Annotated in this window: 10 protein-coding genes; 5 read left to right on the top strand and 5 right to left on the bottom strand. The window is 50.0% G+C overall.

What is annotated here, in order from left to right; translation table 11 throughout:
* Positions 1 to 30: 30 nt before the first annotated feature.
* From yfcC to ackA, 3 genes are all read right to left on the bottom strand, one after another.
* Positions 31 to 1,551 (bottom strand): putative basic amino acid antiporter YfcC, encoded by a 1,521-nt coding sequence (yfcC, locus tag C0K55_RS01215; RefSeq protein ID WP_032141354.1) that lies wholly within the window; start codon positions 1,549 to 1,551, stop codon positions 31 to 33.
* Between the two features lie 189 nt (positions 1,552 to 1,740).
* Entirely contained in the window at positions 1,741 to 3,885 is a 2,145-nt protein-coding gene (gene pta, locus C0K55_RS01210; RefSeq protein ID WP_000086737.1) for a phosphate acetyltransferase, read from the bottom strand.
* 74 nt (positions 3,886 to 3,959) lie between these two features.
* Positions 3,960 to 5,162, bottom strand: a complete 1,203-nt coding sequence (gene ackA, locus C0K55_RS01205; RefSeq protein ID WP_000095712.1) for an acetate kinase — start codon at positions 5,160 to 5,162, stop codon at positions 3,960 to 3,962.
* Positions 5,163 to 5,499: 337 nt separating this feature from the next.
* Here ackA and yfbV point away from each other — a divergent pair, with 337 nt between their 5' ends.
* The 4 genes from yfbV to C0K55_RS01185 all read left to right on the top strand — a co-directional run bounded on the left by yfbV (position 5,500) and on the right by C0K55_RS01185 (position 9,113).
* Positions 5,500 to 5,955 carry a terminus macrodomain insulation protein YfbV gene (gene yfbV / locus C0K55_RS01200; RefSeq protein ID WP_000106629.1) on the top strand — a complete coding sequence of 152 codons (456 nt, stop codon included), beginning with the start codon at positions 5,500 to 5,502 and terminating at the stop codon, positions 5,953 to 5,955.
* Positions 5,956 to 6,038: 83 nt separating this feature from the next.
* On the top strand, positions 6,039 to 6,533 hold the full coding sequence (locus C0K55_RS01195) for a YfbU family protein (protein ID WP_000426118.1): 495 nt from the start codon (positions 6,039 to 6,041) through the stop codon (positions 6,531 to 6,533).
* A 10-nt stretch (positions 6,534 to 6,543) separates the two neighbouring features.
* Positions 6,544 to 7,194, top strand: a complete 651-nt coding sequence (gene hxpA / locus C0K55_RS01190) for a hexitol phosphatase HxpA (RefSeq protein ID WP_001203379.1) — start codon at positions 6,544 to 6,546, stop codon at positions 7,192 to 7,194.
* Positions 7,195 to 7,280: 86 nt separating this feature from the next.
* Positions 7,281 to 9,113 carry an SLC13 family permease gene (locus C0K55_RS01185; RefSeq protein WP_001012850.1) on the top strand — a complete coding sequence of 611 codons (1,833 nt, stop codon included), beginning with the start codon at positions 7,281 to 7,283 and terminating at the stop codon, positions 9,111 to 9,113.
* 70 nt (positions 9,114 to 9,183) lie between these two features.
* Here C0K55_RS01185 and yfbR read toward each other — a convergent pair whose 3' ends face one another.
* Both yfbR and alaA read right to left on the bottom strand, forming a co-directional pair.
* On the bottom strand, positions 9,184 to 9,783 hold the full coding sequence (gene yfbR / locus C0K55_RS01180) for a 5'-deoxynucleotidase (RefSeq protein WP_000813873.1): 600 nt from the start codon (positions 9,781 to 9,783) through the stop codon (positions 9,184 to 9,186).
* Positions 9,784 to 9,866: 83 nt separating this feature from the next.
* A complete protein-coding gene (gene alaA / locus C0K55_RS01175) occupies positions 9,867 to 11,084 on the bottom strand; it encodes an alanine transaminase AlaA (protein ID WP_000074519.1) in 1,218 nt (405 codons plus the stop codon).
* A 922-nt stretch (positions 11,085 to 12,006) separates the two neighbouring features.
* On the opposite strand from alaA, the gene lrhA reads away from it, so the two are divergent.
* Positions 12,007 to 12,945 carry a transcriptional regulator LrhA gene (lrhA, locus tag C0K55_RS01170; protein WP_001516780.1) on the top strand — a complete coding sequence of 313 codons (939 nt, stop codon included), beginning with the start codon at positions 12,007 to 12,009 and terminating at the stop codon, positions 12,943 to 12,945.
* Positions 12,946 to 13,280: the final 335 nt, after the last annotated feature.

The raw sequence follows: 13,280 nt of genomic DNA, 5'->3' as shown, positions 1-13,280 counted from the left end.
TTGCCAGAGACTGGCAAGGGGATTATTGACTTAATGGTAACCCATTAACTGAGCGCCTATCACCACGACGCTGGACATAATAAACAGCAGTCCAAGCAGTGTTGCACCCACTTTCAGCCAGTTACGGAAATCTACCCGGCAAACACCGAGCGTCGCCATTAACGAAGCCGAGGTCGGGTAAATGATATGGCTGAAGCCATCGCCAAACTGGAACGCCAGCACGGTAACCTGACGGTTAACGCCAACCAGATCGCCAAGCGGTGCCAGTAACGGCATGGTTAACGCTGCCTGACCAGAACCGGATGTCACAAAGAAATTGAATACCGCCTGGAAGAGCAGCATAAACCAGGCCGCGACCGCGTTATCCAGGCCGCTAATGGCATTGGCAATGCTATTGAGAATAGTATTCAGCACGCTGGCATCACCCGCTTCGCCATTGCCAACCAGCAGTAAAATCCCTTTGGCAAAACCGACCAGCAGTGCAGGAGCAATCATCATTCTCGCCCCTTCGGTAAATGACGAGGCCATGGTGTTAACGGTCATACCGTTAAGGCGGAAGGCAACGCCGATGATGCCAATCACCAGACCCATAGTGAAGAACTGGCTGGCAATCTCTGGAATAAACCAGGCGTTAACGATCACGCCCCAAATCACCCAGATCATGACGGCGGTCAGGACAATCAATACCAGCCAGTCACCGAAAGTGAACGGCCGCTGTTCAACATCAGCTTGTTTTTCGCGGAAGAAGCGATCGGAATCATGCACGCGTGACAACAAAGGATTCTTTTTCACCCGTGAGGCGTACACCATGGTAAAGATGAGGCCAATCAGAGTGGCGATAACCCACACCACAATGCGCAACCCGGAGCCGGAAAGGACAGGAACGCCAGCAATCCCCTGGGCGACAACCACGCAGAACGGGTTCATCCACGAGCTGGCAAAACCGATTTGCGTTGCGATGTAGGTTACCAGGACGGTGGTAATACTGTCGTAACCCAGGCGTACCATTAGTGGGGCAATGATGATGGCAAAGGCGACGGCCTCTTCCCCCATGCCAAATACCGCACCGCCGAGTGAAAAGAGAATAAACAGTGCCGGAATGAAAAGAATTTCATTCCCTCGAGTGTGGCGGATAAGCGCGAGAATCCCGTTATCAATGGTTCCTGTGCGCATCACGATACCAAACGCGCCGCCAATCACCAGCATAAACATGATGATGCCAACGGCTGTCCCATATTTCGAGCCAGAGGTTAGCCCTTCAAACGGGAAGTTCATCAAACCAGGGCGTTCATCTCCCGTCGTGAACAGTTGTACTCGGTGATACTCGGGTTCGCCTGCCTCGTTGGTCAGAATGCGAAATGAGTGAGGATCTACAACTTTGCGAGTCTTCGTCTGACCATCAACCTGATATTGCACTTCCTGACTGTCAAACATTCCCACCGGAACAACCCAGGTGGCGAGACTGGTTAAAATAGCAACAAAAAAGATAATCACCAACGTATCGGGCATTGCCCATCTTCTGGTTGGTTTGGATTCAGTTATTGCGGACATAGCGCAAATTTTCCCTTGCACAAGACAAAGTGGTAAGTATGCAAAGTGAGATGGCGCAATTCATTGATGCAGCGCAGTTAAGCAAGATAATCAGAAAGGAGTAATGCAAATTAAGAGAATAAAAAACCGGAAATAGTGACTATTTCCGGTTCAGATATCCGCAGCGCATGGCTGCGGATAATGACGAGATTACTGCTGCTGTGCAGACTGAATCGCGGTCAGTGCGATGGTATAGACGATATCGTCAACCAGTGCGCCACGGGACAGGTCGTTAACCGGCTTGCGCATACCCTGCAGCATCGGCCCGATGGAGATCAGGTCGGCAGAACGCTGTACCGCTTTGTAAGTGGTGTTACCGGTGTTCAGATCCGGGAAGATGAACACGGTAGCGCGACCTGCAACCGGAGAGTTCGGCGCTTTAGATTTCGCAACGTCAGCCATTACCGCAGCGTCGTACTGCAGAGGACCGTCGATCATCAGGTCAGGACGTTTTTCCTGAGCCAGACGAGTTGCTTCGCGAACTTTCTCTACGTCACTACCTGCACCAGAAGTACCGGTGGAGTAGGAGAGCATAGCCACGCGCGGTTCGATACCGAAAGCAGCGGCGGAATCAGCAGACTGAATTGCGATTTCAGCCAGTTGTTCTGCGGTCGGATCCGGGTTGATCGCGCAGTCACCGTAAACGTAAACCTGCTCCGGCAGCAGCATGAAGAACACGGAAGATACCAGAGAGCTGCCCGGTGCAGTTTTGATCAACTGCAGCGGCGGACGGATGGTGTTTGCGGTGGTGTGAACAGCACCGGAAACCAGACCATCAACTTCATCCTGTTCCAGCATCAGCGTGCCGAGAACCACGTTGTCTTCCAACTGTTCGCGTGCAACAGTTTCGGTCATGCCTTTGTTCTTACGCAGTTCGACCAGACGAGCAACATAGTTTTCGCGAACCACTTCTGGATCAACGATTTCAATGCCTGCGCCCAGTTCTACGCCCTGAGACGCTGCAACGCGGTTGATCTCTGCCGGGTTACCCAGCAGTACGCACGTTGCGATACCACGTTCGGCACAGATAGCGGCTGCTTTAACGGTACGCGGTTCGTCGCCTTCCGGCAGAACGATACGTTTGCCTGCTTTGCGTGCCAGTTCGGTCAGTTGATAACGGAACGCTGGCGGAGACAGACGACGGCTGCGTTCGGAAGTTGCAGTCAGGGAATCGATCCAGTCAGCGTTGATGTAGTTAGCAACGTATTCCTGAACTTTCTCGATGCGCTCGTGATCGTCAACCGGAACTTCCAGGTTGAAGCTTTGCAGGCTCAGAGAGGTTTGCCAGGTGTTGGTGTTCACCATGAATACCGGCAGGCCGGTAGCGAAAGCACGTTCGCACAGTTTAGAAATGCGCGCGTCCATTTCATAGCCGCCAGTCAGCAGCAGAGCACCGATTTCTACGCCGTTCATTGCAGCCAGACAAGCGGCAACCAGTACGTCAGGACGGTCTGCGGAAGTCACCAGCAGAGAGCCGGCACGGAAGTGCTCCAGCATGTGCGGAATGCTGCGTGCGCAGAAAGTCACAGATTTCACGCGGCGAGTGTTGATGTCGCCTTCGTTGATGATGGTGGCGTTCAGGTGGCGTGCCATATCGATCGCACGAGTTGCGATCAGATCAAAGCTCCACGGCACAGCGCCGAGAACCGGCAGCGGGCTGGAGTCTTGCAGCTTCGCCGGATCAACATTGTTGACTTTCGCTTTGGAAGAGTCATCGAAAATCTCAGACAGATCCGGGCGAGTACGACCCTGCTCATCAACCGGAGCATTCAGTTTGTTAACGATAACGCCAGTGATATTGGTGTTTTTTGCACCGCCGAAGCTGTTGCGAGTCAGTTCGATACGCTCTTTCAACTGCTCCGGGGTATCTGTGCCCTGAGACATAACGAAGACGATTTCCGCGTTCAGCGTTTTGGCGATTTCGTAGTTCAGAGACTGGGCAAACTGGTGCTTACGTGTCGGGACCAGACCTTCAACCAGAACCACTTCGGCATCTTTGGTGTTGGCGTGGTAGTTCGCGACGATCTCTTCCATCAGCACATCTTTCTTATTGCTGGAAAGCAGACCTTCAACGTAACTCATTTTCAGCGGTTCAGCGGCTGTCGTGGTGGAAGAACTCGCACGCACGATAGTCGTTGTCTGATCGGGCGCATCGCCACCGGTACGCGGCTGAGCGATAGGTTTAAAAACGCTCAGACGAACGCCTTTGCGTTCCATTGCACGGATCACGCCAAGACTGACGCTGGTCAGACCGACGCTGGTTCCGGTAGGGATCAGCATAATAATACGGGACACGGTTTATCCTCTTTCGTTACCGCCAGTTTGGCGGGTTACAAAACAGCACCGCCAGCAGGGCTGGCGGTGTGGAATCAGGCGGTCAGGCGGCAGGCGTCTTGCGCGATAACCAGCTCTTCGTTGGTCGGGATCACAACAGCAGGGCGGGTGCCTTCTTTGTTGATGAAACCAGATTTGCCGAAACGTGCAGCCAGGTTGCGTTCATGATCAACCTCAAAGCCCAGCACGCCCAGTTTGCCCAGAGACAGTTCACGAACCATCGCGGCATTTTCACCGATACCACCGGTGAATACAACTGCGTCCAGACGACCATCCATCAGCGCAGTGTATGCACCGATGTACTTCGCCAGGCGATGGCAGTAAACGTCCATTGCGCGCTTCGCGTCTTCTTTCGTCGCGTAGTTGTCTTCAACATAGCGGCAATCGCTGGTTACTTCGGTCAGACCTAGCAGGCCAGACTCTTTGGTCAGCATTTTGTTGATTGCGTCAACGCTCATGCCGAGGGTGTCGTGCAGGTGGAAGATGATAGCCGGGTCGATATCGCCAGAGCGAGTACCCATTACCAGACCTTCCAGCGGGGTCAGACCCATAGAGGTGTCAACGCATTTGCCGTTGCGGATAGCAGAAACGGAACCACCGTTGCCCAGGTGGCAGGTGATGATGTTCAGCTCTTCTACCGGTTTGTTCAGCATTTTCGCCGCTTCCTGGGTTACATAGAAGTGGCTGGTGCCGTGTGCGCCGTAACGACGAATGCCGTGCTCTTTGTACAGGTTGTACGGCAGGGCGTAGAGGTAAGACTCTTCCGGCATAGTCTGGTGGAACGCGGTGTCGAACACAGCAACGTTTTTGTCTTTCAGTTGCGGGAAAGATTTCAGTGCTTCTTCGATACCAATCAGGTGAGCCGGGTTGTGCAGCGGTGCAAAAGAAGCTGCATCTTTGATACCCTGAATAACAGACTCATCGATCACTACGGAGCTGGTATACTTCTCGCCGCCGTGTACGATACGGTGACCGATAGCAGTCAGTTGCGCAGAAAGTTCTGGTTTTTGTGCCAGAATAGTATTAACGATAAAGTTGAGCGCTTCGCTGTGAGCGGCGCCTGCACCTAGAGCCGCTTCTTGTTTATTGCCGTCCATTTTCCATTTGATGCGTGCTTCGGGCAGGTGAAAACATTCGGCTAAACCAGAAAGGTACTCTTCACCATTTACTGCATCGATGATTGCAAATTTCAGTGAAGAACTACCGCAGTTCAGAACCAGTACTAACTTACTCGACATGGAAGTACCTATAATTGATACGTGGCTAAAAAAACGTCAGGGAGCCATAGAGCGTAGCGCATGATGACGCTGACATTTATGATTAACATCATGCACTGCAAATTTTTTTTGCATGATGGAATAAATATCTTGAGTCTATGCCATTTTGCGTAATTTTCAGCCAATGGCATAATGTATATGAATTTGACGACTCAATGAATATGTACTACTTAGGCCTTCAGGCCGCTAAAGGATACCTGATAGTGGGTATGGAAGACAAAATGTTTTGAACGTTGTCCCGCTGAGTTGTGAATTTGCACAAATTTTTGAATATTTATATGTGAAGTTGAGGTGAAGCATGTCAACGCCGGATAATCGTTCTGTTAATTTTTTTAGTTTGTTCCGCCGGGGACAGCACTACTCAAAGACGTGGCCGCTGGAAAAACGCCTTGCCCCGGTGTTTGTTGAAAATCGCGTTATTAAGATGACGCGTTATGCGATCCGCTTTATGCCGCCGATCGCCGTATTTACTCTCTGCTGGCAGATTGCGCTGGGCGGTCAGCTTGGTCCGGCAGTTGCTACAGCATTGTTCGCTCTGAGTTTACCGATGCAGGGATTGTGGTGGCTGGGCAAGCGTTCCGTTACGCCATTACCGCCAGCGATCCTGAGTTGGTTTTATGAAGTTCGCGGTAAATTGCAGGAAGCCGGGCAAGCGTTAGCACCGGTAGAAGGCAAGCCTGACTATCAGGCATTAGCTGACACGCTTAAGCGCGCCTTCAAACAACTGGATAAAACTTTCCTTGATGATTTGTAATTGATCCCTGATTACGCATATAAAAGAAGGCAGACATCGGCCTTCTTTTTTTTCACCGTAGTAAAGTGATACAGGAGTCAACAATGGAAATGACCAACGCGCAACGTCTTATTTTGTCTAACCAGTACAAAATGATGACTATGCTCGATCCGGCAAATGCTGAACGTTACCGTCGCTTGCAAACAATCATTGAGCGTGGCTATGGGTTACAGATGCGCGAGCTGGATCGCGAGTTTGGCGAGCTGAAAGAAGAAACCTGCCGCACTATCATCGACATTATGGAGATGTATCACGCGCTGCATGTTTCCTGGTCTAATTTGCAGGATCAGCAAGCTATCGATGAACGCCGTGTCACTTTCCTCGGCTTCGACGCCGCTACTGAAGCGCGTTATCTCGGTTATGTACGCTTTATGGTTAATGTCGAAGGGCGTTACACGCATTTTGACGCTGGAACTCATGGCTTTAATGCCCAGACACCAATGTGGGAGAAATATCAGCGCATGTTGAACGTCTGGCATTCCTGCCCGCGTCAGTATCATTTGAGTACCAACGAAATTAATCAAATCATTAACGCCTGAGGAGGCCTGCGTGCGGTGCAAAGGTTTTCTGTTTGATCTTGATGGTACGTTAGTGGACTCCCTGCCTGCGGTAGAGCGGGCGTGGAGCAACTGGGCGAAACGGCATGGGCTAACGCCGGAAGAGGTGCTTGCTTTTATTCACGGTAAACAGGCAATAACGTCTCTGCGTCACTTTATGGCGGGGAAAACCGAGGCAGAAATTGCCGCCGAGTTTACGCGTCTGGAACAAATCGAGGCCACGGAAACCGAAGGCATTACCGCGCTCCCGGGGGCGATAGCTTTACTCAATCATTTGAATAAAGCGGGTATTCCGTGGGCAATTGTCACTTCAGGTTCTATGCCAGTTGCGCGAGCGCGCCATAAAGTGGCCGGACTTCCTGCGCCGGAGGTGTTTGTTACCGCTGAACGGGTTAAGCGTGGAAAACCTGAGCCGGATGCGTATCTGTTAGGCGCGCAACTGCTGGGGCTTGCGCCGCAGGAATGTGTGGTAGTGGAAGATGCTCCCGCTGGCTTGCTTTCTGGTCTGGCGGCAGGTTGCCATGTTATTGCTGTTAATGCACCGGCAGACACCCCGCGTCTGAATGAGGTAGATTTGGTCCTTCATAGTCTGGAGCAAATTACCGTGACCAAACAGCCAAATGGTGACGTTATTATTGCGTGAAACGCCAGATCATGATTTAGCCCCGTCCCGACGGGGCTTTTTTGTGGCAGAATCAAACCATCCCCCTCAATTAACAAGGATACGTTGTGAACGGTGAATTGATTTGGGTTCTCTCATTGCTGGCGATTGCGATAGTCTTGTTTGCGACGGGCAGAGTGCGTATGGATGCTGTCGCTTTGTTTGTCATTGTCGCGTTTGCATTAAGCGGTACGCTGACTATCACCGAAGTCTTTTCCGGCTTTTCCGATCCTAACGTTGTGCTGATCGCCGCCCTGTTTATTATTGGCGATGGTTTAGTTCGTACAGGCGTTGCAACCGTGATGGGGACATGGCTGGTCAAAGTTGCGGGCAGCAGTGAAATCAAAATGTTGGTTTTACTGATGCTGACAGTTGCCGGTCTTGGCGCGTTTATGAGTTCAACCGGCGTCGTCGCTATCTTTATTCCTGTTGTGTTAAGTGTTGCTATGCGTATGCAGACGTCGCCGTCGCGCCTGATGATGCCATTGAGTTTTGCCGGACTGATAAGCGGCATGATGACGCTGGTGGCGACGCCGCCTAACCTGGTGGTGAACAGTGAGCTGCTACGTGAAGGCTATCATGGTTTCAGTTTCTTTAGCGTAACCCCTATCGGCCTGGTCGTATTGGTACTTGGCATTTTATACATGCTAGTGATGCGCTTTATGCTAAAAGGGGATACCCAGGCTCCGCAGCGCGAAGGCTGGACGCGTCGCACCTTCCGCGATCTCATTCGTGAATACCGTCTTACCGGGCGTGCGCGTCGTCTGGCTATTCGTCCCGGTTCACCGATGATTGGCCAACGACTGGACGATCTCAAATTGCGTGAACGTTATGGCGCAAACGTCATTGGTGTTGAACGCTGGCGGCGTTTTCGTCGCGTTATCGTGAACGTGAACGGGGTGTCTGAATTCCGCGCGCGTGACGTTTTGCTTATTGATATGTCTGCGGCTGACGTCGATCTCCGTCAATTTTGTAGTGAACAATTGCTGGAGCCGATGGTTTTGCGCGGCGAGTATTTTTCCGATCAGGCTCTTGATGTCGGTATGGCAGAAATTTCATTAATTCCCGAGTCAGAGCTTATTGGCAAATCGGTGCGTGAAATTGGCTTTCGTACCCGCTACGGACTAAATGTGGTGGGGCTGAAACGCAACGGTGTGGCGCTGGAAGGTTCGCTGGCGGATGAGCCTCTGCTGTTGGGTGACATTATTCTGGTGGTCGGTAACTGGAAGCTTATCGGTATGTTGGCAAAACAAGGCCGCGACTTTGTGGCGTTAAACTTACCGGAAGAGGTGAGTGAAGCATCGCCCGCTCACAGTCAGGCACCCCATGCCATTTTCTGTCTGGTGTTGATGGTGGCGTTAATGTTGACCGATGAAATTCCTAATCCAGTTGCGGCTATCATTGCCTGCCTGCTGATGGGCAAATTCCGCTGTATCGATGCTGAAAGTGCCTATAAATCTATTCACTGGCCGAGCATTATTTTGATCGTTGGGATGATGCCGTTTGCTGTGGCATTGCAAAAAACCGGTGGCGTCGCGCTGGCGGTGAAAGGATTAATGGATATTGGCGGTGGTTACGGGCCGCATATGATGCTGGTCTGTTTGTTTGTCTTGTCGGCGGTTATAGGCTTGTTTATCTCTAACACTGCGACGGCGGTGTTGATGGCCCCGATTGCGCTGGCTGCTGCCAAAACTATGGGCGTATCGCCTTATCCTTTTGCCATGGTTGTGGCGATGGCAGCATCCGCTGCCTTTATGACACCAGTCTCTTCACCCGTTAACACATTGGTTTTAGGGCCGGGGAATTACAGCTTCAGTGATTTTGTGAAGCTGGGGGTTCCGTTTACCATTATTGTGATGGCGGTTTGCGTGGTGATGATCCCGATGCTGTTTCCGTTTTGACGAGCTCCTGATGTCGCCACCGACGTAGGCCTGATGCGACGCTGGCGCGTCTTATCAGGCCTACGTCGGCTTACAGCGGTGAATCCTGGCTAATCTCATCGAGAGACAGATGGAAGCTGGGAACAAACACTTCCATAAAGTAGTCCATCTCCTGACTGCGGCGTGATTCAAGCGTCGTTTCCAGCCGCGTTTTTGCCAGTAAGAACTCATTATTGCCGGCTGCGAGTTCCTCCAGGCATTTCAGATACGCACACAGCGCATCTGCCTGTTTAACCAGCGACTTTTCTTCATCGCTATACGCATGTTCATCGATTAATGGTGCAAAAATATCCCGCAACTCCTCCGGAACCATATCGACCAGTTTTTGCTGAGCGATTTTCTCAATGGCTTTATATTCCTGGGCGATTTGCGAGTTGAAGTATTTCACCGGAGTAGGAAGATCACCAGTGAGCACTTCAGAGGCATCGTGGTACATCGCCAGCAACGCGATACGTTCTTCATTAACCTGGCCGCCAAATTTGCGATTCTTGATGGCTGCCAGCGCATGGGCGACCATCGCTACCTGCAAACTGTGTTCGGACACATTTTCAGTCCGCACGTTACGCATCAACGGCCAGCGGTTAATGAGCTTCAGGCGGGAGAGGTGGGCAAAAAAATGGCTCTGTTTCATAGCGACCTTACGAGTGATGGCATCATGAGGTCATTGTGGGGGGATAACACTGCCGGATGCAATCTCCGGCAGTGAATTTAAGATTACAACTGATGATAACCAGAAAGGAAACGAGCGAACTTGCTCAAGGACAGTTCGATATCATCAACACGCGGCAGCGTGACAATGCGGAAGTGATCCGGCCACGGCCAGTTAAATGCGGTTCCCTGTACCAGCAGAACTTTTTCCTGCAACAGGAAATCCAGCACCATTTTCTGGTCGTCGTGAATATTAAAGCGTTTGGCGTCTATTTTCGGGAACATGTATAGCGCGCCGCGAGGTTTTACGCAGGAAACGCCAGGAATATCATTAATCAACTCCCACGCACGGTTACGCTGCTCGTAAAGACGCCCGCCCGGCATGATAAACTCGCTGATGCTCTGATAGCCGCCCAGCGCTGTCTGTATCGCGTGTTGCGCGGGAACGTTGGCGCACAGCCGCATTGAGGCCAGCATTTCCAGACCTTCGATATAACCTTTGGCGTGCTTTTTCGGCCCGTTCAGCACCATCCAGCCCTGGCGGAATCCCGCAACACGATACGTTTTCGACAGCCCGTTAAAGGTAATGGTCAGCAGGTCAGGAGCCAACGGCGCGATCGAGTGATGCTCGGCGTCGTCGTAGAGGATTTTATCGTAAATTTCATCAGCGAAGATAATGAGGTTATGCTGACGCGCAATCTCCACAATCTCCATTAATAGCTCTTTGGAATAAACCGCGCCTGTTGGGTTGTTCGGGTTGATAATAACAATGCCGCGCGTGCGTGGCGTAATTTTGGCGCGAATGTCATCGAGATCCGGGAACCAGTCAGAGGATTCATCGCAAAGATAGTGCACCGCTTTACCGCCTGAGAGCGAAACTGCCGCTGTCCATAGCGGGTAATCAGGTGCAGGAACCAACATCTCATCCCCACTGTTCAGCAATGCTTGCATTGCCTGAACGATAAGCTCAGATACACCATTTCCGATGTAAATATCTTCCACGGTAACATCACGCATGCCACGTGCCTGGTAATGCTGCATGATAGCCTTACGCGCAGAATAGAGGCCTTTTGAATCGCAATAACCCTGAGCTGTCGGGAGGTTGCGTATCACGTCAACCAGAATCTCATCGGGAGCGTCAAAACCGAACGGGGCTGGGTTGCCGATGTTCAGTTTCAATACCTTATTACCTTCTTCTTCCAGGCGTTTTGCTTCTTTCAGCACCGGACCACGGATGTCATAACAGACATTCTCTAATTTGCTGGATTTTTCAATGGGTGACATGAATCTTGACCTTTTTTGCTGTTATCGCCACTCCCTGCCGTGGAAGTCAGCTTAGAACAATGTACTCCCCCGAGGCGGCGTTTTGAAGTTCTGCAGAACAAGATTTTGCCAGGAGAGAAAGCGGAATTGTGCTGTTAATAACTTAATAATCGTTAAATAATAAGATGCATATACTTAATAAATGAGATTTAGTAGTGATTTATTCTGTGTATTAATTCAGGATGTGGTTTTTTTACCTGTTAGATAAATGTGTAAAATTTCTTCGGTTTAAGAAATCACGAACATAAAGCATTCATGATATTTTCGTTATAAGTGAAACATTAACAGAGTAGTGATCGCCGGTGGGGCATATAGGTGGTGACGGAGGAAATTATTGTTAAGAGGAATTAATGTATGCAGGTGGTGCTAATTAATTATTATTTAATATTCAAAAAGACTTTGTTGTGCATATTAATAATAGAAGATTACTTTGCCTAACATAACATAACTTTGCATCAGATAATTCGCAATGACCCTTATAAATAAAAGGTTTTTAGGGTAAAATGCTTGCTTTAATGACGGAACACCTGCTTTGATGCAGGCTTACTCTCGCTATTTGTTCGCGCTCATGTTCGAGCCGCACCGTTGCGAGAGAGTGGAGCAAGGACCAACATTTACATTTACACAAACTCGCGCATGTCATAAATAGAAAAGAGTGAGTAACTTAATAGATATGCGATTCCTGAAGATATATTCTGTGATCTACTTCAGGCATTATAACGGAACAATGTGAGCCACATTTTTTAGTGCAACTCATATGCATTTTTACTTTCGTCCGGGTTCCGGATGAAACTGCCAGGGAGGCACATTACAAATGGAATTGCTTGTTTGTGTGTGCACAGCATTAACCAGCTCAGTATGAGCCGCCAGTAAGTGATAATATATGATAAGTGCAAATCGTCCGATAATTAACCTCGACCTCGATCTGCTGAGAACATTTGTTGCTGTTGCCGATCTGAACACTTTTGCTGCCGCAGCTTCCGCTGTGTGTCGTACTCAGTCCGCTGTTAGTCAGCAAATGCAACGTCTGGAACAACTCGTTGGGAAAGAACTGTTCGCTCGGCATGGTCGCAACAAACTGTTGACTGAACATGGTATTCAGCTTCTTGGCTACGCCAGGAAAATCCTGCGTTTCAATGATGAGGCTTGCTCATCATTGATGTTCAGTAATCTTCAGGGCGTGTTAACTATCGGTGCTTCAGATGAATCTGCTGATACGATCTTACCTTTCCTGCTCAATCGCGTAAGCTCGGTTTATCCGAAACTTGCGCTGGATGTCCGCGTTAAGCGCAATGCCTATATGGCAGAAATGCTGAAGTCCCAGGAAGTGGATTTAATGGTTACCACTCATCGTCCTGATACCTTTAAGGCGTTGAATCTGCGTACTTCTCCAACACACTGGTATTGCGCTGCGGAATATGTATTGCAAAAAGGTGAACCGATCCCTCTTGTGCTGCTGGATGATCCTAGTCCGTTCCGTGACATGGTTCTGGCAACGCTCAATAAAGCGGATATTCCCTGGCGTCTGGCTTATGTCGCCTCTACGCTACCGGCGGTTCGTGCTGCAGTAAAAGCGGGCCTTGGTGTGACGGCAAGACCGGTTGAGATGATGAGTCCTGACCTGCGCGTTTTGAGTGCGGTAGATGGTTTACCACCACTACCAGATACCGAATATTTGCTGTGCTATGATCCGTCCTGCGACAATGAGTTGGCGCAGGTGATATACCAGGCCATGGAGAGTTATCACAACCCGTGGCAATACAACCCGTTGACTGCTCAGGAAGGGGACGATTCCCTGTTGATTGAAGGGGATTACGAATAATCTCCAGGCAATAACAATTCAGTAAAAAACGCCATTGGTGATTAATAAAACGCCAGTGGCTTTTTTTTACAATAAAACCTTACGAATGTTCCCGACAACGAACAAAAATGTTCATTTTTCAATCACCAGCCATTCCCCACGCTAACGAACAAAAAATCGCCTGAAAAAAATCTCCTGCTACAATAATGTTAAAAAATGAGTAAAATTATTGCTGTGTTTTTGTTATGGATTAACAAAAGCGTGTCACAGATCAAGAAAATACTCTCTTTTGGGGGGAGGAATCGTCACCAATTCCTGTCAAAATAGGCCCGTATTTTTTCCATTGCTTCACAACG

It is taken from the genome of Escherichia sp. MOD1-EC6098, from assembly GCF_002965865.1.
GTDB lineage: Bacteria > Pseudomonadota > Gammaproteobacteria > Enterobacterales > Enterobacteriaceae > Escherichia > Escherichia marmotae.
This window is presented reverse-complemented; position numbering and strand designations above follow the sequence as displayed.

Coding starts and splice junctions, on each gene's coding strand:
- yfcC (WP_032141354.1), bottom strand. CDS start 1,551: ATGTCCGCAATAACTGAATCCAAACCAACCAGAAGATGGGCAATGCCC.
- ackA (WP_000095712.1), bottom strand. CDS start 5,162: ATGTCGAGTAAGTTAGTACTGGTTCTGAACTGCGGTAGTTCTTCACTG.
- yfbV (WP_000106629.1), top strand. CDS start 5,500: ATGTCAACGCCGGATAATCGTTCTGTTAATTTTTTTAGTTTGTTCCGC.
- C0K55_RS01195 (WP_000426118.1), top strand. CDS start 6,039: ATGGAAATGACCAACGCGCAACGTCTTATTTTGTCTAACCAGTACAAA.
- yfbR (WP_000813873.1), bottom strand. CDS start 9,783: ATGAAACAGAGCCATTTTTTTGCCCACCTCTCCCGCCTGAAGCTCATT.
- alaA (WP_000074519.1), bottom strand. CDS start 11,084: ATGTCACCCATTGAAAAATCCAGCAAATTAGAGAATGTCTGTTATGAC.
- lrhA (WP_001516780.1), top strand. CDS start 12,007: ATGATAAGTGCAAATCGTCCGATAATTAACCTCGACCTCGATCTGCTG.